A 21,554-nucleotide genomic window follows, 5' to 3' on the forward strand; every position below is an offset into this window, starting at 1 on the left:
GTGGTTTCTTCACCCCGCACCGCCCCTGCCCGTTCCCCTGCCTGTTCCGGCGCCCGTTCCCCTGCCTGTTCCGCCGCCCGCCCCGCTCACCTGCTTCTTCCCTCAGCCCGGGGGCGCTGCACCTTCGGCCCCGCCGGGCAGAGGTTTCGGGGCGCGGGTTACTCATATGGGTGAATGGTCGTACCGAGGCCTGGGAAGCCCCCTCGGACGAGTGGTATGCCCGTAGTACCAGGGACTGAACAAAAGCCAATATGGCACTCTGCCCTGGTGTTGGGGACTGGGTCGGCCGGCGGCGGGGGCTTCCGCGATGGGCGTTGACGGGCGGGACGAGCCGAAGTCGCAGACGGCGGCCGAGGCGGAGGCGGAGCCTCAGGTGCCCGCGCAAGGGGGCCGCGGGGTCCCGGCTCAGTGGGACCGGCTGGATTCCGGGGTCCTGCCACCACGGGTGCCCGCCGACGCCGATCTGATCGACTGGATGCGGTCGGGGGACGACTCGGCTTACGAGGAGCTGTACCGGCGCCATGCGGAGGCCGTACGCAGGTACGCGCGTACCTGTTGCCGGGACACCCATACCGCCGACGATCTGACGGCCGAGGTCTTCGCCCGGATGCTGCAGGCGGTCAGGGGCGGCTCCGGACCGGAGCACGCCGTACGGGCCTATCTGCTGACGTCCGTGCGGCGGGTCGCCGCGACCTGGACGAGTTCCGCCAGGCGGGAGCAGCTGGTCGACGACTTCGCGGTGTTCGCGGCGCAGGCCTCGCGGGGAGCCGGCGCGTCGGACACGGACACGCTCGACCTCGGCGCGGACGTGCGGACGATGCACGAGGCCGAGCAGTCGATGGCGATGCGGGCGTTCCGTTCGCTGCCTGAGCGGTGGCAGGCCGTGCTGTGGCACACCGAGGTCGAGGACGAGTCGCCGAGCGAGGTCGCCACCCTCTTCGGCCTCGACGCCAACGGCACCCGGGTGCTGGCCAGCCGGGCCCGCGAGGGGCTCAAGCAGGCGTATCTGCAGGCCCATGTGAGCGCCAGGCTCTCCGGCGACCCCGGCGAGTGCGGGCGCTACGCCGACCGGCTCGGGGCCTACGCCCGGGGCGGCCTGCGGACGCGGGCCGAGCGGGGCCTGCGCGCGCATCTGGCGGAGTGCGCGGCGTGCCGGCTGGCCGCCGGGCAGATCAAGGACGTCGCGAGCGGGATCCCGGCGGTCGTACCGGTCGCGGTCATCGGCTGGTTCGGCGCCGCCGGCTACGCGAAGGTCGCCGCGCTCGTCGCCGGGGGCACGGGGGCCGGGGCGGCCGGTGTCGCCGGCGCGGCAGCGGCGGGCGGGGGTGCCGGCGCGGCGGGTGCGGGTGGTGGGGCCGCCGTGGAGGGGCTCGGCGCGCCCGCGAAGGCCGGGATCGCGGTGAGTGTGGCCGGGATGGTCGCCGCGGCGGTGGCGCTCGCGCTGACGGGCGGCGACGTACGGCCCGAGGAGCCGTTGGCCCGGCCGTCCGCCTCCCGGCCGGTCGGGGTCGCGCCGGAGCCGGAGCCGGAGCCGGAGCCGTCGACACCGCGGGGCGGGCCCGCGCGGGGTGGGCCCGCGCGGGGTGGGCCCGCGCGGGGTGGGCCCGCGCGGGGTGGGCCCGCGCGGGGCGCGCCGACGGTGGTGGTGCCGATGTCCAGGCCGTTGCCGGCGCCGAAGCCGTCGCCCTCGCCGTCACGGCGGGCCGTGGCCCCGCCACCGGCCACGCGGCAGCCGCCCCCGCCCACGCCGGACCCGACCCCGACTCCCGCGCCCCCGAAGGCGTCCCCCACACCGACCCCGACGCCCCCTCCCCCGGCTCCGCCCGCTCCCGCCGCCGTCCACCCGTGGAACGAGCTGCGGTACGGCATCCTCGGCGACGGCACCGAGCCGGAGATGCGGCTCGGGGAGAGCAGCTGGATCTGGCAGCGGTACGGGATGTCGATCGCCGGGAAGCGGTACGGCGACGGGGTGACCGTGCACGGCCGCTCCTCCGTGACCGTCGATCTCAACCGCCGCTGCGCCGCGTACGACGCGTTCGCCGGCGTCGACGACCTGACGCACGGCCTCGGCGAGGTCCGCTTCTCGGTCTACGGCGACGGGGTCCGGCTGTGGCGGTCCGGGCCGGTGCGGGGTGGGGGGCCGGCGGTCCCGGTGCATGTGGAACTCGGCGGGCGGGAGACGGTACGGCTGGTGGTGGAACCGCACGGCCCGTACGAGCTGCCGGTGTCGGCGGACTGGGCGGAGTCGCGGTTCAGCTGCGGGTGAGGGGCGGGGGCCCGTCGGGGACCTCCAGGGGCTGCCGCCCCGCCCCGAGGTGAGGGCCGAACCAAAGTCGTACGTGCCGGAGCGTCGTGCCTGTCGCGCAGGCCCCCGTGCCCCTGAGGGGTCATACCTGTCTCGCTGTCGCCCCCGTGCCCAGGGCGCCTCTTTGGGGGGTGATGCCTGCCGGTACCGCGCGTTGTCTGGCGGGGGTGCCTGTCCAGCAGGTGCCTCTGCGGGAGAGGAGGCGCCGCAGCCAGAGTTCGAGGGCGACCAGGTCGGCCAGGCCGTCGAGGGGGAGGGGTTCGCCTTCGGCGGCGGCGCGGAGGGCCTTGCGGACGACTCGGGCCTCGACGAGGCCCGCCTGGGCGAGCAGGGGCGTGTCGAAGAGGGTGATCAGGGTGTCGGCGGCCACGCGCAGGCCGGTGCGGGCGGCGGCGTGGGAGGTGGCGTGGGAGGGGGCGCCCCAGCCGGGCGGGAGGTCGGTGACGCCGGCGCCCTCCAGGACCGTACGGAGGATCGCGGCGCGGGCGCCCGGCTTGACGCGCAGGGCCTCGGGGAGGGTGCGGCAGGCGCGGACGACCTGGTTGTCGAGGAAGGGGGTGTGGAGGCGCTGCGAGCGGATCTCCGCCGCCTGTTCGAGGATGCGGACGTCCGCCGCGTGCCGGGCCAGGGCCGCGCCGGCGCGGACGTCGCCGGGGCGCTGGCCGGGGCCGACGGTGGAGCGGCCCGTCGTCGCACCCAGGCGAATCGATACTTCTGCCAGAGCCTCGCCCGTGAGCCAGCGGGCGGCGGGGCCGGGTCTGGCCCAGGTGAGCGCGGCCAGGGAGGCGCCCACCGCACCCGCGGGCTCCTCGAAGCGGCGCTGCATGAGGCGGTCGGCGAGGACCTCGACGCCGACGCGGTACGGGGTGCGGGCCAGCTTCCGCGCCGCGCTGTAGACGCGCGCGGGGACCATCACCGAGCCGTCGGCCTTGGCGAGGGCGGCGACCGGCCGGACCAGATGGCGGCGTTTGCGGTCCATCAGGAGGTCGGCGAGACGGGCGGGGTGGGCGTCCAGGACCTGGCGGGCGCCGTACCCGGTGAAGTGGTCCGCGCTGCCGGAGGCGAGGCGGGCGCGGTGGCGGGCGGCCGTCACCAGGGAGGGGCCGGGCTCGTCGGTCAGGGGGACCTCGAGGTCGGCGTAGGGAAGCATCTCCTCGCCGCCGGTGACGATGACGTGGTGGAGGCGGGGGTTGGCGGCGAGGGTGCCCGCGCGTTCCAGCTCGGTCTCGCGGCCGGGGGTGACCAGGTCGTTGAAGGTGACGGCGAGGAGGCGCTCGCCGGCGCCCGTGCCGTGGCCGAGGACCGTACCGGGGGCGCCGGGCAGACCGGCGGCGAGCAGGGCGAGGGTGCCGGAGGCGGGGCCGCCGGAGACGTCGGCGCCGATGCCGGGGACGGGCATGCCGCGGGCGGCGCGGCGCTCGGCGGGGCCCATGCCGGGGACCGGGCCGGGATCGACGTCGGGTACGTGCCGGGGGGCGGCGAGGCGGACCCGTACGGACTCCACGAGCGCGTCGCGGACGGCGTCCACCGCGCTGTCCGGGTCGGCGGTGGGCGCGGCGACGGCGAGGGAGGCGACCGGCTCGTAGCCGGCGATCTCTCGCGCCCCGGCGCGCAGGATCAGTGCGTGCCCCGGAGGAATGCGGCGCACGCCGTCGTACGGAGTGGAGTCCTGGAGGGCGTCCGGTACGTCGGGGGCGGCCAGCAGGGCCGCCAGGTGCCCGAAGTCGAGGTTGGCCTCGACGAGGTCGGCGAGGGGGAGGGCCGCGGTCGCGTACGCCGTGCCGCCCGCCCACGGGGTGTGGAAGACCGGACGGGCGCCCGCGAGGTCACCGCAGACGGTCACCCGGCGGCCGACCTGGACGACGGCGGTGTAGCTGCCGGGCCAGGCGGTGAGGTGGCGCAGGGCGCCGCCCCGGGCCGCGAACAGGCCCACGCGCAGCTGCTCGTCGGAGGCGCCGCAGATGCCGAGCACGGCGATGCGTGTCCGGGCGTCGGCCTGGACGACCCGCACCTCCTCGGGGCGCCAGTCGCCGACGGCCCACAGCGGGTCGGGGTCGCCCCACAGGAGGTGGGAGCCGACCGGGTGGACGCTCTCGCCGTCGAGTCCGGTCGCGCCGGCGGTACCGAAGGCGGGCGCGCCAGCGGCGGTACTGCTCCATCCCACCAACCACCGCATCGACGCCTCCACAGGCTGTGGACAACCGGTGCACCGTACGAACGGCACCCATGCTGCCACGAAGGAGGCGTACCGGAGGGCGTGTGGTCCTGCTTGTGCACCGGTGAGTGCGCCCCCGGGGAGCCCTGAACGCTCCCCCGCCGTCCCCTCAAGTCGCCCCGGACGAGGGGTGGTCGACAAAGGTGGACCCCGGGTCTACGACGTGAATGCGCCCCCGGTACGCTCCCCCAAAACACCTAACGCGCCCTCAACAGACGTGGTCGGAGCGGTATTCACCCTCGACGACCACCGTCGATTTTCGGCCAAATCGTCCCCGCAGGGCGAAGTCGGCGCACCCGCCGTACCGCCCCCGATGACGACACAGCGTCAACGCACAGTCCGGGAGGCGGAGTTCGCCCCCCGGACCGGTCCGCCGCCCGCGGGGATGTAGGCGGCGGTGTCCCCCAGCCCACTGGATCCAGTACAGCGGGCCGACCCACGCACCACCATGGAACCGCTCCCCCGGTGGCCGGAGTAGAGCGCATGGACAGGCGCACGGCCACACATCGGGAGCACATCACCACACTCCGTGCTGCGCCCGTACTTTCGTGCGGACCACAATCCCGCCATCCGGATTTACGCCCCTTAACGCTTGGGATGCGGCGAACTACGCTGGGTTTACGAATGCCGCGTGCCTATGCCGCCGCGGCAGCCGTCTGTTCGAGGGGTGGCGCAATGTCCAGGGAGCAACGCGGGCCGAACGAAAAACTCGGCGCCGTTCTCGCCCTCGCGGGAATCAGCAACGCAGGACTCGCGCGTCGCGTCAACGACCTTGGCGCCCAACGCGGGCTGACACTTCGCTACGACAAGACCTCGGTGGCGCGGTGGGTCTCCAAGGGCATGGTCCCCCAGGGTGCCGCGCCTCATCTCATCGCGGCCGCGATCGGGCAGAAGCTCGGCCGTCCGGTGCCGCTCCACGAGATCGGCCTGGCGGACGCGGATCCCGCTCCCGAGGTGGGCCTCGCCTTCCCCCGTGACGTCGGACAGGCGGTGCGCTCGGCCACGGAGCTGTACCGCCTCGACCTCGCCGGCCGCCGCGCGGGCACCGGTGGCATCTGGCAGTCCCTCGCCGGGTCGTTCGCGGTCAGCGCGTACGCCACACCCGCCTCACGCTGGCTGATAACCCCGGCCGACAGTTCGGTGGCGCGCGAGGCGGGCTCCGCGGAGGGCTCCGGGTCGCCGCTGAAAGTCGGCCACAGCGATGTGCGGAAGCTGCGCGAGGCCGCCGAGGACGCCAGGCGCTGGGACTCCAAGTACGGGGGCGGCGACTGGCGTTCGTCCATGGTGCCGGAGTGCCTGCGGGTCGAGGCCGCGCCGCTGCTGCTCGGCTCCTACTCCGACGAGGTGGGCCGCGCGCTGTTCGGAGCGTCCGCGGAACTCACCCGCCTCGCCGGCTGGATGGCCTTTGACACGGGTCAGCAGGAGGCCGCGCAGCGGTACTACATCCAGGCGCTGCGGCTCGCGCGGGCCGCCGCCGACGTGCCGCTCGGCGGGTACGTGCTCGCCACGATGTCCCTGCAGGCGACCTACCGCGGCTTCGGCGACGAGGGCGTCGACCTCGCGCAGGCCGCGCTCGAACGCAACCGTGGGCTGGCCACCGCGCGCACGATGAGCTTCTTCCGGCTCGTCGAGGCGAGGGCGCACGCGCGCGCGGGCGACGCGGTGGCCGCCGGGGCGGCGCTCAAGGCCGCCGAGGGCTGGCTGGAGCGGGCCCGCGACGGCGACAACGACCCGACCTGGCTGGGCTTCTACAGCTACGACCGGTTCGCCGCGGACGCGGCCGAGTGCTACCGGGACCTCAAGGCGCCGCGTCAGGTGCGCCGGTTCACGGAGCAGGCGCTGTCGCGGCCGACGGAGGAGTTCGTACGCTCGCACGGGCTGCGGCTCGTCGTGTCGGCGGTCGCCGAACTGGAGTCCGGCAACCTGGACGCGGCATGCGAGCAGGGGGTACGGGCGGTGGAGGTCGCGGGGCGCATCTCCTCGGCGCGCACCACCGAGTACGTGAAGGATCTGCTCCACCGGCTGGAGCCGTACGGGGACGAGCCGCGGGTGATCGAGCTGCGGGAGAGGGCGCGGCCCCTGTTGATGACACCGGCGTGAGCGCTCCGCCCGCCTTGGGGCGCCCGGGTCGAGAACGTGACCGGCGCCATGGAGACGGCTTCCGGGTTTGAGGGCATTGTCAGTGGTGCAGTGCACTATCGGAGTCGGGAGGTGGGGCGCGTGCGGAGGCAGGGCGCGTACGACTGCGATGTGCTCGTGGTCGGCGGCGGGATCGTCGGGCTGTCTACGGCGTACGCGATCACGCGGGCCGCGCCGGGCACGCGGGTCACCGTGCTGGAGAAGGAGCCGGGCCCGGCCCGGCATCAGACCGGGCGGAACAGCGGCGTCATCCACAGCGGGATCTACTACCGGCCCGACTCGCTGAAGGCGCGGTACGCCGTCAGGGGCGCCGCCGAGATGGTCAAGTTCTGTGCCGAGTACGGCATCGACCACGCCGTCACCGGAAAGCTGATCGTCGCCACCGAGAAGTCGGAGCTGCCCCGGTTGCACGCCCTCGTACAGCGCGGCCGGGAGAACGGCATCCCGGTGCGGGAGCTGGGCGCCGCCCAGATCGCCGAGTACGAGCCGGAGGTGCGCGGCCTCGCGGCCATACACGTCGGCACCACCGGGATCTGCGACTACGTAGGGGTCGCCCGGCAGTTCGCGCGGGCGTCCGGCGCCGAGATCCGGTACGGCGCCGAGGTCGAGCGGATCGACCGGCGGGCCTCGCTGGGGGTCGCCGTCCGGATCCGGGGCGGCGACGTCGTACGGGGCCGGGTGCTGGTGAACTGCGCCGGGCTGTACTGCGACGAGGTGGCCCGGATGACCGGGGACGACCCCGGGATGCGGATCGTGCCGTTCCGGGGCGAGTACTTCGAGCTGGCGCGGCCCGAGCTGGTCCGTGGACTCGTGTATCCGGTGCCCGATCCGGCCTTCCCGTTCCTCGGGGTGCATCTGACCCGGGGGATCGACGGAGGCGTCCACGTCGGGCCCAACGCGGTGCTGGCGCTGGCCCGCGAGGGGTACGCGTGGGGGACGGTACGGATGCGTGAGCTGGGGACGACGCTGGCGTGGCCCGGCTCCTGGCGGATCGCCCGGCGGCACTGGCGGTACGGGGCGGGGGAGCTTCGGCGCTCGGTGTCGAAGCGGGCCTTCACCGGGGCGGTGCGGCGGTTGTTGCCCGCGGTCTCGGAGCGGGACCTCGTGCCCACGGCCGCGGGGGTGCGGGCCCAGGCCGTGCTCCGGGACGGGACGCTCGTGGACGACTTCATGATCCGGGAGGGAGCGCGGGCGGTACACGTGCTGAACGCGCCCTCGCCCGCGGCGACCGCGTCCCTGCCGATCGGTCGGGAGGTCGGGAGGAGAGCCCTGGCGGCACTGGCCGAGGTCTGAGGGGTCCCGGGACCGGGCCCTTGGGGTGCTGTCTGCCTGGACCGGGCTTGGGGTGCTGCCCGCCGAGACCGGCCCCGTGGTGGCGTTCCGCCGCCCTGGGGGCCCGCCCCAGGGGGTGGGGGAAGCCGGGGCGCTTCAGGGCGCCGTAAAATCGTCTCACTGTGTCTGACTCCGCCGATGCCCCCGAGCCCCGCACCTCCGGTGCCTCCCTCCGGCACACCCGGGTCAAGGGTGAGCCGCGCTTTCCCGACGGCCCCAGGCCGGATCCCGCCGGGTCGCACTTCGAGCGGCGGATCAGGAGTTTCCAGCCGCGGCGCAGTCGGGTGACGGCCGGGCAGGCGGACGCCCTGCAGCGGCTGTGGCCCAAGTGGGGGCTCGACATCGACGGTCGGGCGCTGGATCTCGTCGAGCTGTTCGGTGACGAGAAGCCCGTCGTGCTGGAGATCGGGTTCGGGATGGGCGAGGCGACCGCGCTGATGGCCGCCGCCGATCCGGAGACCAACGTGCTCGCGGTGGACGTGCACACACCGGGCCAGGGGAACCTGCTGAACCTCGCCGACCAGTACGGCCTCTCCCATGTCCGGGTCGCCAACGGCGACGCGATCATCCTGCTGCGGGAGATGCTCACGCCCGGCTCGCTGGCCGGACTGCGGGTGTACTTCCCCGACCCCTGGCCGAAGAAGCGGCATCACAAGCGCCGGCTGATCCAGCCGGAGTTCCTCACACTGGCCGCCTCCCGGCTCGCGCCCGGGGCGCTCGTGCACTGCGCGACGGACTGGGAGCCGTACGCCGAGCAGATGCTGGACGTCCTGACCGCGCACCCCGACTTCGAGAACACCCGGGCCGACGGCGGCTTCGCGCCACGTCCCGACTTCCGGCCGCTGACTCGTTTTGAGGGGCAGGGACTGGACAAGGGTCATGTGGTGAACGATCTGCTCTTCCGTCGCGTACAGCAGCGTGAGCAGCAGGAGCGACAGCGGACGCGGAAGTCCGAACACCCCGAACAACCCCCCACCACAGGCGTCTGAAGGCCGGCGCCCAGCACTTGGCGGCCGGTTCGGCGGGCGCGGTCCGGCGGGCCGCACCACGCGCCGTCGCGGGCGGCACCCCTCCCTCGTTAGGGTCAATGCAATGGCCACCAGTCCCCCCTACCCGACGCGTCCCCCCGGCTTCGCCGACGGCCACGCGTTCAGGCCCACGCGCTGGTGGCAGCGGAAGAGCGTCAGATACACCGCGCTGACGGCGCTGCTCGCGGTCTCCGGACTCGTCATCCTCGCGCTCGTGCGCGAACAGACCGGCACGGAGGGCTTCCTCGTCGGGCTGGGGCTGGCCGTGCTGCCGGTGCCGTTGCTCATGACCGCGTTCCGGTGGCTGGACCGGGTGGAGCCGGGCCCCTGGCGGAACCTGGTGTTCGCGTTCGCCTGGGGGGCGTGTGCGGCGGCGCTGATAGCCATCGTGGCGAACAGCTTCGCGACGCGCTGGATCGCGACGGCCACCGCCGATCCCTCGCACGCGGACACCCTGGGCGCCACCGTCATAGCGCCCGTGGTCGAGGAGATCGCCAAGGCCGCGGCCGTCCTGCTCGTCTTCCTGTTCAGGAGGCGGGATTTCACCGGGATCGTGTACGGGGTGGTGATCGCGGGGTTCACCGCGACCGGCTTCGCGTTCACCGAGAACATCCTGTACCTGGGCACCGCCTTCGGGACGGACCAGCTCAGCGGCGGGAGCGGGCTGGCATCGGTCACCGCGGCCACCTTCTTCGTACGGGTGATCATGTCGCCCTTCGCACACCCGCTGTTCACCGTGCTGACGGGGATCGGATTCGGGATCGCGGCGGTCTCCGCCGAGTGGCAGCGGGGGCGGCGCGTCCTCGTACCGCTGAGCGGACTGCTGCTCGCCATGGGGATGCACTCGGTGTGGAACGGGTCGGCGACCTTCGGGGAGTACGGGTTCTTCGCGGTGTACGCGGGGTTCATGGTGCCGGCGTTCGGATTGCTGACGTGGTGGGTGATCTGGGCCCGGCAGCGGGAGTTGCGGACCGTGCGGGAGGCGTTGCCGGCGTACGCGGCCGCGGGGTGGCTGACCCCGGCCGAGCCGTACGTGCTGGGGTCGATGCGGGCGCGGCGGGTGGCGCGGGAGTACGCGGCGCATCACTTCGGGAAGGGCGGGGCCCGGACGATCGCGGAGTACGAGTCGTACGCCACACGGTTGGCGTTCCTGCGGCATCGGGGGCTGCGGGGGTGGGCCGGCGGTGACTTCGCGCTGCGGGAGCGGGAACTGCTGTTCGAGCTGTGGCGGCGGCGGGAGGTGGCCCGCCCGGCCATGGGGTACGCGGGCCGGGACGCCGGGCCCAGGCACGGGTACGCCTACGGGTACGGCGGGTACGGGCCCGCCCACCCGCAGCCGGTGGCCCACGGGGTGGCCGCGTACCCGTCGTACAACCCGTACCGGTCCTAGGGCCTGTCGGCGGTCCACGGGCGGGCGGTGTGCCCGTGGTGGCCGCTCACGCGGTCACCACGCTCCTCGGGGCGCGTGGGCTACTTCGAGGCCTCGGTCAGGCGCCCCAGTTCCTCGGCGGTGAGGGTGAGGTCGGCGACGGCCAGGAGGTCGGGGAGCTGGTCCACGGTGCGCGCGGAGGCGATCGGCGCGGCGACGGTCGGCTGGGCGGCGAGCCAGGCGAGGGCGACGGTGGCGTGGGCGGCGCCGCGGGACTCCGCGATCTCGTCGAGGGCCGCGAGGACCCGCCTGCCGGCCGGGGTTTCGAGATACGCGCCGGCGCCGGCCGCACGGGGGCTGTCGACCGTCGTGCCGGGGCGGTACTTGCCCGTGAGGAAGCCCTTGGCGAGGGCGAAGTACGGGACGGCGGACAGGCCCGCGTGGGCGGCGACGGACTGGAGCGGCCCCTCGTAGGTGTCCCGGGAGACCAGGTTGTAGTGGGGCTGGAGTGCCACGTAGCGGGCCAGACCCTCGGCGTCCGAGAAGTCCAGGGAGGCCTTCAGGCGTTCGGGGGTGATGTTGGACGCGGCTGTCGCGCGGACCTTGCCGGCCTTCACCAGGTCGTCGAGGGCGGTGACGATCTCCTCGACGGGCACCTCGGGCTGGTCGAAGTGGGTGTAGTAGAGGTCGATGTGGTCCGTGCCGAGGCGGGCGAGGGAGGCGTCGGCCGCGGCCTTGATGTTGGCCGCCGTCAGGCCCTGGTACTCGGGGTGCTGGCTCACCTTGGTCGCGATGACCACGTCGTCGCGGTTGCCCCGGGACCTGACCCACCTGCCGATGATCCTCTCGGACTCACCGCCCGTGTTGCCCTCCACCCAGGCCGAGTAGGAGTCGGCGGTGTCGACGAAGTTGCCCCCGGCGGCCGCGTAGGCGTCGAGGACGGCGAAGGACTGGGCCTCGTCCGCCGTCCACCCGAAGACGTTGCCGCCGAGGGAGAGCGGGAAGACCTCGATGTCGGACGTGCCCAGCTTGCGAAGAGAAGTCATGTCCTACGTCAACCATCGCGGCGGACGCCCGCATTCCGCGCCGGCGTGAACGCCATGTGAAGCCGTGGGGCGGCAACGGGGCGGGGCCCGCGGCGAAAAGCGGTCCCCGGCACGCGCGTACGACGAACGCCGCGCGGTCCTCACGGACTCACGCGGCGTCGCTGCTTCGTTCTTCGACCGGCTCTACGGGGTCAGACCCTTGCTGCGCAGCCACGCCGCCGGGTCGATGCCGCTGGCCGAGCCGCCCGGGTGGACCTCCATGTGGAGGTGGGCGCCGGTGACGTTGCCGGTGGCGCCCACGCGGCCGATGACGTCGCCGGTGGCGACCTTCTGGCCGACGCTGACGCCGATGGAGGACTGGTGGGCGTACCAGATCTCGGTGCCGTCATCGAGGGTGAGGACGGTCTTGTAGCCGTAGGAGCCCTCGTAGCCGGCCTGCGTGATGGTGCCGCTGTGGACGGCCTTGATCAGGGTGCCGGTGGGGGCGGCGAAGTCGAGGCCGGTGTGGTACCCGGAGGACCAGTAGGGGCCGGCCTGACCGAAGGTGGAGGTGAGGGTGTACGAGGAGGTCGGCAGCGTGAACTGCTTGGCGAGGGAGGCGAGACGCTCCGCTTCCTTCTTCGCCGCGGCCTCCTCGGCCGCCTTCTTCTCTGCGGCGGCCTCCTTGGCCTCCGCTTCCTTCTTCTCCTTGGCGGCCAGCTCGGCGGCCTTGTCCGCGGCGGCGGTCTGGGCGGCCTCGGCGGCGGCCTTGTCGAAGGCGTCCTGCTGGGACTCGGCCTGCGCCATGATGCGGGCGCGCAGTGCCTCACCGGCGTCCGCGGTGCCCTGCTCGGTCTCGGCGGCGGTCAGACCGGCGCTGCTGAGCGGGGTCCTGGAGGCCTCGGGCTCCGGCTCGTCGGCCTCGTCCTCGTCCTCGAAGACCGAGCCGACATTCGGCATGTCGGGCATCGAGATGGACACCGGGGCCTTGCCGGACTGCGCGCTGGCCATGCCGGCGCCGCTGACGGCGGCTATGACACCGACGCCGAGAACGGTGGAGCTGCGGGCGAGACCGCCACGAGCGAGTACGCCGGTCTTCTTGGCGACGCGGTGCCGACCGCGAGCGGGGCGAAGGGAGTCCTCACTGGGATTCCACTCCTGCCAGGGGCCCTCGTTGTCGCTGTTGTAGCTGCCGTAGCCGAACGTCTGGCTCTCGCCGTCACGTTGGTCGGGCACGAACGGGGCTTCGGTCGCGGACCGGTTCGACGCCACGTGGGCGTACTCCTTCCTTCCTCCTCGCCTACCGGGTTAGCTGACGGGTTCGGAGCAGGAAGGTCTCCTACGCGCGTAAACCGGCCGTGCGCACTGCCACGACGGTTTCCGTGCGATTCACCCCAGGGTGGTGGTTCCCCGGTTCCCTTGCGGGATTCGGCGCGTGAGCACGGAGCCATCTCTTGTGACGGCTGGGACGACCGCGCTGCGTTATCGAACGTTAATAGACGCGAGTACTCCATTCCAAGCTGTTCTGCATGATCGTTCCGGCGCTCGCGGTGGACTTTACGGGTCATGAGGGGTTTAAAACGGGCGAGTTGACTTGCCTCACGAGTAACAAAAGTTCTGACGCCATATCAGCAGGTCCACGGAAGACGGTCGAACAAACACGTTCGGTGACGAGGAGGGCCGGGGCAGCCTCCGCACCTGCCGGATGTCACGGGCGGCGGACCGCCAGGAGGGCCATGTCGTCCGTCGTGCGGTCGCCCGTGTGCCGGCGCACCTCGTCCGCCAGGGTCGTCAGGAGGGCGCGCGGGGCGGAGAAGACCCTGCCGGACAGGCGCTCGGCCGGGTCGTAGAAGGCACCGTACGCGTCCCGCGCCTCGGAGAGACCGTCCGTGTAGAACAGCAGCGTGGCGCCGGGCGGGAATCCGGCATCCTCCGCGCGGTCGGGCCAGACGCCCAGGTCCTCCATCCCCAGCGGGAGGGCCGGCCGCCGGGCGTCCAGGCTGCACAGGGTGCCGTCGGCGAGCAGCAACAAGGGCGGCGGATGCCCCCGGTTGACGATCCGGGCGCGCCCGGCCCCGTGCGGGAACTCCGCCAGAACCGCCGTCACGAACCCCTCGTACTCCACCGCCGCGTCCCGCAGCGCGGCCTCCCGCCTGATCGCCTCCCGGGCCAGCGCCCGCTCCAGCCGCTGGGCGACCGCTTCGAGCGTCGACTCCTGCTCGGCCGCCTCCCGGAACGCGCCGATCAGCACCGCCACCGCCGACACCGCCCCCAGCCCCTTGCCGCGCACATCGCCCACGATCAGCCGTACGCCGTGGGGCGAGTCCTGCACCGCGTACAGATCGCCCCCGATCGACGCCCCCGCCTGCGCGGCCTCGTACCGCGCGGCGATCTCCAGCCCGCCGATCCGCTCCTGCGGCACCGGCAGTACGGCCCGCTGCGCCGCCTCGGCGATCTCGCGGGCGGTGGCGAGCCGGGCGTCGCTGCGGCGGACGAGACGGTTGATCAGTACGGCCAGGACGGCGACAGTGGCCACCGTGGCGATCTCGGTGATCGCGTCCACCTGCCCCGTGTCGCCGTAGTAGCCGCGCACGGCGCTGATCCCGGCGACCGAGGCGATCCCGACGATCACCGTGCCGAGCAGCGAGAAGAGCGGGGCCGCCACCAGGGGCGAGGCGGTGAAGAAGGGGACGGCCGTGAACTCGCGCGGGGTGAAATGGTCGTAGAAGAGGCCGGTGGCGATCAGCAGGGCCGGGCTGACGCGAAGGAGCGTACGGACGTACGAGAGCCGCCACCCATTCGGCTCCCTCACCCCCGCCACCCCCTCTCGCTGCCCACGGATACAGGATTTCCGGCGGTGGAGCCCGGGGCTAGTCGGCGGGGCCGAGTGGGCTAGCGGGAGGGGGAGCCGGCAGGAGAGGGCGGAGGGGCCGGCGGCAGGGAGCGGAGGGGTGGGGTGGGGTGGGGTGGGCCTTGGATTCAGCCCACGGTCAGTCCCGTCAGTCCTGTGAGTCGCGGCAGTTCCGGCAGTTCCGGCAGCTCCGGGAGGGGGAGCGTGTGCTGGGTCTGGAGGACCTTCGCGCGGAGGTAGCGGACGTTGTGGGCGGTGGTGAAGACGCCGGTGGGGACGCGGTGGCGGACGCCCACGCCCAGGTCGCGGAGCTGCTGCGCCTTGTCGGGGTTGTTCGAGAGGAGGTCCAGCTGGTCGATGCCGAGGGCACCCAGCATCTGGGCCGCCGCCGTGTAGTCACGGGCGTCCTCGGGCAGGCCGAGCGCCGCGTTCGCCTCGTAGGTGTCGAGTCCCTGGTCCTGGAGGGCGTACGCGTCGAGCTTGTTGTAGAGACCGATGCCCCGTCCCTCCTGGCGGAGGTAGAGGAGGACGCCGCCGCGTTCGGCGATCCGCTCCACCGCCTCGCGCAGCTGCGGACCGCAGTCGCAGCGGGCCGACCCGAAGACGTCGCCGGTCAGGCACTCGGAGTGCAGTCGGACCAGCGGGTCCGTGCCGGGGGCGGGGTCGCCGAGGACGAGCGCCAGGTGCTCCTGGCCGTCGACGAGGCCGTGGAAGGTGACCAGTTCGGCGTCTACGCCGTAGCCGTCCTGGAAACGAAGCGGCACCCGGACGCGGGCACGCGGGGTGGCAGCGGGAATGTCGGGCATGCGGGATCTCCGGTCCTGGTGCGGGTGTCGCCATGCTTCAGATTTGAAGCATGGCGTCGGCAGAACTCTAACCCCTGCTTCAAATTTCAAGCAACCTCTTTGGGGATGCCTCACATTTCCGCGACCCGGGAATAAACGCGGGACCTACTCCCCGGACTGACCGGCCTGGCTCGACGGACACGCGCGGCGGCGCCACGGCAGATCGTCGGAGCCGGGGGCCGCCTGCGGGTCTCCGCCCTGGATCGCCGTCGCGATGGACGCGCAGATCTCCTCGAACTGACCGATCTGCTCGGGGCTGAGATGGTCGAAGACGGCCTTGCGGACCGTTTCGACATGGCCCGGGGCCACCCGCTCCAACAGACCCATGCCCTCGTCGGTGAGCACGGCGACACTGCCCCGCTTGTCCCACTGGCAGTCCTCGCGCCGCACCACGCCGTCCTTCTCCAGCCGGGTGACGACATACGTCAGCCGACTGCGCGTGATCTTCTGGTGCTGGGCGAGATCGGTCATCCGCATCCGCCGGTCCGGCGCATCGGAGAGGGCGGCCAGCACGGAGTAGTAGAGGTGCGGCAGACCGGCCTCCTGCTGGAGCTGCCGGTCGAGCGCGTCCTCCAGGAGCGAGCTGGCGGCCACGTAGGCACGCCAGGCACGCTGCTCGTCGGGGGTGAGCCAGCGGGTCGTCATACGTACAGTGTAGTTATTGTTTAAAACTTGAACCAAGCCTGGCCGGAAAGCCACGCCGACCGGCCCCACCGCCGTAGTCCCGTCCTCACCGCCGTAGTGCCATCCTCACCCCCGAAGTCCCAGCCCCACCGCCGTAGATCCCGTCCTCACCACCGTCACCGCCAGGGAGCGCGTCCATGCCCCAGCCCTACGTCCTGTTGTCCGCCGCTGTCTCCCTCGACGGCTTCCTGGACGACACCGGGCCCGAGCGGCTGCTGCTCTCCGGCCCGGCCGACTTCGACCGGGTCGACGAGGTGCGCGCGGCCAGCGACGCCATCCTGATCGGCGCCGGCACCCTGCGCACCGACAACCCCCGCCTGCTGGTCAACTCCCCCGAGCGCCGCGCGGCCCGTGTCGCCGCCGGCCTCTCCGAGTACCCGCTGAAGGTCACGGTCAGCGCGTCCGGCGATCTCGACCCGGCGGCCCAGTTCTGGCACACGGGCGGCGCGAAGGTCGTGTACACGACGGACACGGGGGCGGGGCGGCTGCGCGACCTGGGCCTGCCGACCGGCCCGAACGGTGTCGATGTCGTGCCCGTCGGCCCCGAACTGGAGTGGCCCGCCCTCCTCGACCACCTCGCGGTCGTACACGGTGTCCGGCGCCTCATGGTGGAGGGCGGCGGCCTCGTCCACACCCAACTGCTCCAGCAGGGCCTCGCGGACGAGGTGCAGCTGGCCGTGGCACCGGTGTTCGTGGGCGAGACGGACGCGCCGCGGCTGTTCGGGACGGGCGCGTATCCCGGGGGACCGAGGAGCCGGCTCCGACTGCTGGAGACCCGGCCGGTCGGCGACATCGTCCTCATCCGGTACGCCCCCTCCGTCCCCGGCGTCGGGCCGGCCGTCTCCCCCGCCGACCGCCACTGGCTGGCTCTGGCCTGCGAACTGGCCGCCGCGTGCCCGCCCTCGCGGACCGCGTTCAGCGTGGGGGCCGTCGTGGTCGCCGAGGACGGCACGGAACTGGCCCGCGGTCACTCCCGCGAGGGCGGCGACCCCGTGGTCCACGCCGAGGAGGCGGCCCTCGCCAAGATCGACCCCACCGATCCGCGCCTCGCCTCCGCCACGGTCTACAGCAGCCTGGAACCGTGCGCCCGCCGCGCCTCCCGCCCCGCGCCCTGCGCCCGGCTCGTCCTGGACGCGGGCATCCGCCGTGTCGTCACGGCCTGGCGGGAGCCGGACACGTTCGTCGAGGACGCGGCGGTCGGGAACGCGGTGCTGGCGGCGGAGGGGGCCGTGGTCGTGGTGCTGGGCGAGTACGGGGGACGGGCGCAGGCACCCAACGAGCATCTGGTCGGCTGAGCGGGGGGCCGGGCCGGCAAAGGCCTGGCGGGGGCCCGACGCGGACCGCCGAACGCCTCGCTCCCGGCCCCCGAACAACCCGTGTAATCGAGGTCCCGCGGATGGCGTACACTGGTTTCAACGACGCGGGGTGGAGCAGCTCGGTAGCTCGCTGGGCTCATAACCCAGAGGTCGCAGGTTCAAATCCTGTCCCCGCTACTGAAGGCCGAAGGCCGGAATCCGATCAGGATTCCGGCCTTCGGTGCGTCCGGCACGCGCTCACCCGCTCACCCGCTCACCACACGGGGGCGGCTCACGAGGTTTCGGCAGCGGTCCGTGGCGGGCGATGGTGTCGTCGAGCGCGTCCCACCCGCGCCGAGGCGATCTTTTCTCAGCCGTGCGCCCGTGCCGTGAGATAGGGGTCGCGACCGAGGACTTCGCGACTGCCGAGGAGGGTGCCGGCTGCCAGGCCGACTGCGGGCAGCAGCAGCGCGGCGGCGGCCCAGGCCGGTCCGGGCAGGGCGGCCGTGAGGGAGATGGGCAGACCGAGGAGGTCACTGAGCGGGCCCGCCAGCGCCACGGAAGCGCACGTACCGACGAGCACGCCCACCCCGCCGGCCGCCCCACCCGAGAGGGCCGCCTCCCCGAGCAGGATCCGCCGCAGTTCCGAGCGCCCGGAACCGAGAATCCGCAGGACGGCGAACTGCCCGACCCGGGCCCGCGTACTGTCCGCCGCACGTACCGACCCGAGCGCGACGGCGCCGACCGCCAGGACCAGTACACCGACCCGCATCGCGAGATCCGCCACCCCGAACAGACCGGGCAGGTCACGCACCCGGTCGGACACGGGTGACGCCGAGAACCCGTCCCTCTGCAGCGACCTGGTGACGGCGGCCACCTGCCGCTGATGCCCCACCAGCACGACGGCGGACCGCGCACCCTCCTTCGCACGGAACGTCTCCGGCGTCTGTCCGGCGCGCGCCGCGGCCAGCAGCGCGGCGGTGTCCTCAGCGAGATAGGCGGCATCGGGACCGTCGGCCTGCCAGGCGGGGTCGTAGAGGGCGGTGACCTTCAGTTCGGCGACCTGAGTGGTGCCGGACGCCGCGCCCGTCGCCTTCGTGTACCCGAAGGCGACGGTACGGCCGAGGAGCGGCGCGAAGTCGGTCCCCTGCACCACGGCCGGCAGAACGACCTCGTCCCGCCCGAGTCCGGCGGAACCCGCCGGGATCCTCCCGTTCACGACGGGCAGGTCGTCCCCTGGTGTCAGGGTGTGACCGGCCAGGTCGTACGTCCCCTCCTCCTCGGCGTACAGCACGGACGGATAGTCGGCGACGACCCGCCGTACGCCCGGTACGCGCGCGGCCTCCCCGAGCGCCGACGTGGTCAGTGGCCGGACCGAGGTGTCGCCCTCGAACGAGGACAGTTCGATCTGGGTGAGCCCACCCGACCCCAGCACGTCCCGCTCCACGGCCCCCGCGGCGCCGGCGGCCACACCCGCGGACGTGGTCAGCAGCGCGGCCAGAACGGTGAGCGTCGGCAGCGCCCTGCGCAGCGAGCGAGGGTCACGCGTCCAGGTGTACAGACTCCAGCGGCTCATCCGAGGCTCCCCTCACGGGCGGAGCGCAGGCCGGCGGCCGACAGCACTCCCCCGTCGAGCACATGACGCCGGTCGCAGGTCCCGGCGACCGCCGGGTCGTGCGTGACGAGCAGGACGGCCGCACCTCGCTCCGCACACGAACGCAGCGCCTGCATCACCGAGTTCGCGTTCCTGGGATCGAGACCCGAGGTCGGCTCGTCGGCCAGGATGAGCACCGGCCGCTTCACCGCCGCCCGCGCTACGGCGATACGTTGCCGCTGCCCACCGGAGAGTTCGGTGACCCGGGAGCCGGCAAGGTCACCCATCCCCAGATCACCGAGGAGCGCCCGAGCCTGCGTACGGTGCCGGGCGAGCCGAGGGCCGAAGGCGGCGGCCACGTTCTCCCAGGCGTTGAGGAACGGCAGCAGCCCCAGATCCTGCAGAACGATGCCGATCGAGCGTCGTCGCAGCAGATCCCGCTCTGCCACGGACAGCGCCCCGGTGTCCGTGCCGGTGATGTGCAACGAGCCCGCGGCCGGAGACAGGATCAGCCCGAGAAGGGCGAGCAGCGTGCTCTTGCCCGAACCGGACGGTCCCTCGACAGCGGCCGTCGTTCCCGCGTCGAGGGTGAGGTCCGCACGGGTCACACCCGCGCCGGACGCGTAGCTGAACGCCAGGCCTTCGGTGACGACGGCGGGTGGGGCGGCGGTGTTCATGGGGCGGTGTCCTTCTTCTGGGGTGGGGGAGTCGGACAGGTCAGGCCAGGAGGTAGTACGCGGCTCTGGTGGCGTCCGCCGAAGCGGTGCCGCCCGGCGAGGCGGCGTACAGGTCGGGGAATCGCGTGTCGCTGTAGCGCCGAAGAAGCCCGGGCAGGTCGTCCCAGAGCTGCTGCGGAATGCTCTGTTCGGAGGCGAGCGCCGCCTGGACCGCGTCCGAGGCGGTCACCAGATCCCCCGCACGCAACGCCCGCCTGGCCTGCGCCGTGAGGTCGGTGCCCTCCGTGAGCCGTGCCGCGTGAGCCGCGCACCCGGCGTCCGCGAGCACGACCGCGATGCGCAGCGCACGGGGGGACAGCTCCGCGCCGCCTTCGCCGTCCGGCGAGTCGACGGTCGTACGCCCGCAGCCCAGCCCGAACTCCGCGCGTGCCGCCATGACGCCGTACCACCGGCGCTCGTTCTCCGGTGTCAGCCGCGTCGGCACCTTCAGCCGAGCCGCCTCGGCCACCCCCTTGGCGGCCTGCGGCCCACAGGTCAGGGCCAGCCGGTGGCATGTCATGGCGAGCAGCAGTCGATCGGACGGTTCGAGACCGGCGTCCGCACCCATCCGCGTCAGCCGCCGCTTGAGCCAGTACGGCGTGTGCTCCTGCTGAGCGCCGGCCGTCAGCGCCCGCGCGGCGTCGTAGGTGGCGGTCAGCGTCCCCAGTTGGGCCGGCGTCTTCGTGACGAGGCCGTCGGGGCGGACGTGCCCCACCGGTTCGGGGAGCGAGCCGGCGACAGGGCCGGTCCCGTCGCCGCCGACCATGAGGGCACGCCGGACCAGCCAGCGTGTCTGTGGGTCGGAGTCCGACAGCACAGGCACCAGGCAGTCGTGCGTCGCCCGGGTCAGCCGCTGCCGCAGCAGGGTCAGGGCGGCCCGCTGGATCGGGTCGAGGCCGGTGCACCCCGCGCCCGGTCGCGCATCGGCGCCCCGAACCGCACGGGTCGCGTGGGCCCGTACGCCGACCGCGCGCAGGGCCTCCACCGCGTAGAGCGCCGGTACGGCCTGCTCGGCGCGGGCGGTGTCGGCGGCGAGCGTCGCCAACAGGGTCCGAGGCACCTCACCGTCCCGCCCCAGGCAGGTCAGGGTCTGGAGGAAGGCCGCTCTCGTGGCGAGCGAGGTGAGGGCGTCGTCCTCGTCGTCGGGCGCGGTCAGATACCCGAGCGCCTCCCGTTCGGCCCGTTCGCGGAGCCCCGCCTGTCCGAGAACGGTCGCGGCGCCGCGGCTCCCGTCCGTTCCGCTCCCCGCGAGGGCAAGGCACACATAGTGACCCCGCCATGCGGGGGTGTCCAGCACGTCGCTACGGGCGAGTTCGGCGAGCCGGGCGGCCTCGACCTCGGGCAGGCCCGCCGCGCCGCCTGCCTGACGCCCTGCGGCCAGGGCTGCCTCCAGACGCCCGTACGCGGTCGGGTACAGCGCGGGGTCACGCCCGACATCGGCGCGGGTGGCGCGCACGAGGTCGTTCGCCCCGCGCAGGGCGTCGAGTTGCGCGGCCAGGTCGGCGCCGGGTGGCATGGGCCGGTCCACCGGCCCGCCGCCGAACACCGAGGCGCCGAGAGCGGCCGCGGCCGCCACCAGGGCCACGGACACCAGAGCCCGGCGACGACGGTCCACGTGCTCCCTCACCGCTCAGTCGTTGGCACAGGCCGAAGCGAACGCTTTGACACCGGACTTGAAGGCACCGCCGTCGGAGCAGGTGGTGATGCTCGTGTTGAGCGAGCCTCCCGGGTCGGCGATACCGCTGATGTCGGCGATCCAGGTGTTCTTGTTGGTCCAGCTGACCTGCCGGGTGCTCTCGCTCACCGGCGTACCGCTCGGGCTCAGCGCGAGGGTCGCCTGCCAGCCGTTGGCCTTCACCGTCGCCGTGTTGCTGATCTTGCTTACCGGGTACTTCGCACCGCCCTTCGTGGTCTTCGTCGACGTCTTGAAGGAGCACTTGTCGGCATAGGCGTTGCACTGCCACGCGGTGACCTCGACCTGGGCTCCCGTACCGGGCAACGGCGTCGACCCGGCGTCCGAGACGGCCGCGGTCGGCACGGCGGCCCCCGCCACCAGCATCCCGACCAGCCCCGACGTCAGCAGGATCCTCATCATCCGCCCCTCCCCGTGTTCACGGAGCGCACATGCAGACATGTCGCCCCAACCAGGCGGCGAA

16 protein-coding genes, 1 tRNA gene and 1 riboswitch are annotated in these 21,554 nt (G+C 73.2%); of the genes, 7 read left to right on the forward strand and 10 right to left on the reverse strand.

The window, feature by feature from the left end:
• Nucleotides 1–307 precede the first annotated feature (307 nt).
• The gene (locus STRBO_RS0138335) at nucleotides 308–2,266 is read left to right on the forward strand and encodes a sigma-70 family RNA polymerase sigma factor (RefSeq protein ID WP_028797094.1); all 1,959 of its coding nucleotides are present in this window, start codon (nucleotides 308–310) and stop codon (nucleotides 2,264–2,266) included.
• Between the two features lie 121 nt (nucleotides 2,267–2,387).
• Here STRBO_RS0138335 and STRBO_RS0138340 read toward each other — a convergent pair whose 3' ends face one another.
• Nucleotides 2,388–4,481 (reverse strand): asparagine synthase-related protein, encoded by a 2,094-nt coding sequence (locus STRBO_RS0138340; RefSeq protein WP_020115745.1) that lies wholly within the window; start codon nucleotides 4,479–4,481, stop codon nucleotides 2,388–2,390.
• Nucleotides 4,482–5,195: 714 nt separating this feature from the next.
• Between STRBO_RS0138340 and STRBO_RS0138345 the strand changes: the two genes are divergently transcribed.
• The 4 genes from STRBO_RS0138345 to STRBO_RS0138360 all read left to right on the forward strand — a co-directional run bounded on the left by STRBO_RS0138345 (nucleotide 5,196) and on the right by STRBO_RS0138360 (nucleotide 10,409).
• On the forward strand, nucleotides 5,196–6,620 hold the full coding sequence (locus STRBO_RS0138345; RefSeq protein ID WP_005477505.1) for an NsdA family TPR-like regulatory protein: 1,425 nt from the start codon (nucleotides 5,196–5,198) through the stop codon (nucleotides 6,618–6,620).
• A gap of 120 nt (nucleotides 6,621–6,740) precedes the next feature.
• Complete coding sequence (gene lhgO / locus STRBO_RS0138350; protein ID WP_005477507.1) at nucleotides 6,741–7,952, forward strand: L-2-hydroxyglutarate oxidase; 1,212 nt, start codon at nucleotides 6,741–6,743, stop codon at nucleotides 7,950–7,952.
• A gap of 161 nt (nucleotides 7,953–8,113) precedes the next feature.
• Nucleotides 8,114–8,980 carry a tRNA (guanosine(46)-N7)-methyltransferase TrmB gene (gene trmB / locus STRBO_RS0138355; protein ID WP_028797095.1) on the forward strand — a complete coding sequence of 289 codons (867 nt, stop codon included), beginning with the start codon at nucleotides 8,114–8,116 and terminating at the stop codon, nucleotides 8,978–8,980.
• Nucleotides 8,981–9,083: 103 nt separating this feature from the next.
• The gene (locus STRBO_RS0138360) at nucleotides 9,084–10,409 is read left to right on the forward strand and encodes a PrsW family intramembrane metalloprotease (protein WP_005477511.1); all 1,326 of its coding nucleotides are present in this window, start codon (nucleotides 9,084–9,086) and stop codon (nucleotides 10,407–10,409) included.
• Between the two features lie 80 nt (nucleotides 10,410–10,489).
• Here STRBO_RS0138360 and STRBO_RS0138365 read toward each other — a convergent pair whose 3' ends face one another.
• The 5 genes from STRBO_RS0138365 to STRBO_RS0138385 form a co-directional block, all read right to left on the reverse strand.
• A complete protein-coding gene (locus STRBO_RS0138365; protein ID WP_005477513.1) occupies nucleotides 10,490–11,434 on the reverse strand; it encodes an aldo/keto reductase in 945 nt (314 codons plus the stop codon).
• 183 nt (nucleotides 11,435–11,617) lie between these two features.
• Nucleotides 11,618–12,685 carry a M23 family metallopeptidase gene (locus STRBO_RS0138370; protein ID WP_005477514.1) on the reverse strand — a complete coding sequence of 356 codons (1,068 nt, stop codon included), beginning with the start codon at nucleotides 12,683–12,685 and terminating at the stop codon, nucleotides 11,618–11,620.
• Nucleotides 12,686–12,695: 10 nt separating this feature from the next.
• Nucleotides 12,696–12,857, reverse strand: a riboswitch (cyclic di-AMP (ydaO/yuaA leader).
• 264 nt (nucleotides 12,858–13,121) lie between these two features.
• On the reverse strand, nucleotides 13,122–14,234 hold the full coding sequence (locus tag STRBO_RS0138375; protein ID WP_005477516.1) for a PP2C family protein-serine/threonine phosphatase: 1,113 nt from the start codon (nucleotides 14,232–14,234) through the stop codon (nucleotides 13,122–13,124).
• Between the two features lie 158 nt (nucleotides 14,235–14,392).
• A complete protein-coding gene (locus STRBO_RS0138380) occupies nucleotides 14,393–15,070 on the reverse strand; it encodes a GTP cyclohydrolase II (RefSeq protein WP_020115746.1) in 678 nt (225 codons plus the stop codon).
• A 144-nt stretch (nucleotides 15,071–15,214) separates the two neighbouring features.
• A complete protein-coding gene (locus tag STRBO_RS0138385) occupies nucleotides 15,215–15,754 on the reverse strand; it encodes a MarR family winged helix-turn-helix transcriptional regulator (RefSeq protein WP_005477520.1) in 540 nt (179 codons plus the stop codon).
• 176 nt (nucleotides 15,755–15,930) lie between these two features.
• Between STRBO_RS0138385 and STRBO_RS0138390 the strand changes: the two genes are divergently transcribed.
• Nucleotides 15,931–17,088 (forward strand): dihydrofolate reductase family protein, encoded by a 1,158-nt coding sequence (locus tag STRBO_RS0138390; protein WP_005477522.1) that lies wholly within the window; start codon nucleotides 15,931–15,933, stop codon nucleotides 17,086–17,088.
• 124 nt (nucleotides 17,089–17,212) lie between these two features.
• Nucleotides 17,213–17,286: transfer RNA gene (locus tag STRBO_RS0138395), tRNA-Met, on the forward strand.
• A gap of 172 nt (nucleotides 17,287–17,458) precedes the next feature.
• Here the strand turns inward: STRBO_RS0138395 and STRBO_RS0138400 are convergent.
• Genes STRBO_RS0138400 through STRBO_RS0138415 form a run of 4 tightly spaced genes read right to left on the reverse strand, consistent with a single transcriptional unit; the run spans nucleotide 17,459 to nucleotide 21,493 of the window.
• Entirely contained in the window at nucleotides 17,459–18,664 is a 1,206-nt protein-coding gene (locus STRBO_RS0138400) for an FtsX-like permease family protein (protein ID WP_005477523.1), read from the reverse strand.
• The gene (locus STRBO_RS0138405; RefSeq protein ID WP_005477525.1) at nucleotides 18,661–19,359 is read right to left on the reverse strand and encodes an ABC transporter ATP-binding protein; all 699 of its coding nucleotides are present in this window, start codon (nucleotides 19,357–19,359) and stop codon (nucleotides 18,661–18,663) included. Before STRBO_RS0138405 ends, STRBO_RS0138400 begins: the two co-directional genes overlap by 4 nt.
• A gap of 40 nt (nucleotides 19,360–19,399) precedes the next feature.
• Entirely contained in the window at nucleotides 19,400–21,013 is a 1,614-nt protein-coding gene (locus STRBO_RS0138410) for a hypothetical protein (protein WP_005477526.1), read from the reverse strand.
• Between the two features lie 15 nt (nucleotides 21,014–21,028).
• Nucleotides 21,029–21,493: a hypothetical protein gene (locus STRBO_RS0138415; RefSeq protein ID WP_005477527.1), complete on the reverse strand. Its 465-nt coding sequence runs from the start codon at nucleotides 21,491–21,493 to the stop codon at nucleotides 21,029–21,031.
• Between the last annotated feature and the right edge of the window lie 61 nt (nucleotides 21,494–21,554).

Origin of the sequence: Streptomyces bottropensis ATCC 25435, from assembly GCF_000383595.1 — a bacterium.
GTDB classification, from domain to species: domain Bacteria; phylum Actinomycetota; class Actinomycetes; order Streptomycetales; family Streptomycetaceae; genus Streptomyces; species Streptomyces bottropensis.

What these genes read in the sequence shown, in the direction of transcription:
- STRBO_RS0138335 (WP_028797094.1), top strand. Translation starts at nt 308, where the DNA reads ATGGGCGTTGACGGGCGGGACGAGCCGAAGTCGCAGACGGCGGCCGAG.
- STRBO_RS0138340 (WP_020115745.1), bottom strand. Translation starts at nt 4,481, where the DNA reads ATGCGGTGGTTGGTGGGATGGAGCAGTACCGCCGCTGGCGCGCCCGCC.
- STRBO_RS0138345 (WP_005477505.1), top strand. Translation starts at nt 5,196, where the DNA reads ATGTCCAGGGAGCAACGCGGGCCGAACGAAAAACTCGGCGCCGTTCTC.
- STRBO_RS0138360 (WP_005477511.1), top strand. Translation starts at nt 9,084, where the DNA reads ATGGCCACCAGTCCCCCCTACCCGACGCGTCCCCCCGGCTTCGCCGAC.
- STRBO_RS0138365 (WP_005477513.1), bottom strand. Translation starts at nt 11,434, where the DNA reads ATGACTTCTCTTCGCAAGCTGGGCACGTCCGACATCGAGGTCTTCCCG.
- STRBO_RS0138380 (WP_020115746.1), bottom strand. Translation starts at nt 15,070, where the DNA reads ATGCCCGACATTCCCGCTGCCACCCCGCGTGCCCGCGTCCGGGTGCCG.
- STRBO_RS0138385 (WP_005477520.1), bottom strand. Translation starts at nt 15,754, where the DNA reads ATGACGACCCGCTGGCTCACCCCCGACGAGCAGCGTGCCTGGCGTGCC.
- STRBO_RS0138390 (WP_005477522.1), top strand. Translation starts at nt 15,931, where the DNA reads ATGCCCCAGCCCTACGTCCTGTTGTCCGCCGCTGTCTCCCTCGACGGC.
- STRBO_RS0138400 (WP_005477523.1), bottom strand. Translation starts at nt 18,664, where the DNA reads ATGAGCCGCTGGAGTCTGTACACCTGGACGCGTGACCCTCGCTCGCTG.
- STRBO_RS0138405 (WP_005477525.1), bottom strand. Translation starts at nt 19,359, where the DNA reads ATGAACACCGCCGCCCCACCCGCCGTCGTCACCGAAGGCCTGGCGTTC.
- STRBO_RS0138415 (WP_005477527.1), bottom strand. Translation starts at nt 21,493, where the DNA reads ATGATGAGGATCCTGCTGACGTCGGGGCTGGTCGGGATGCTGGTGGCG.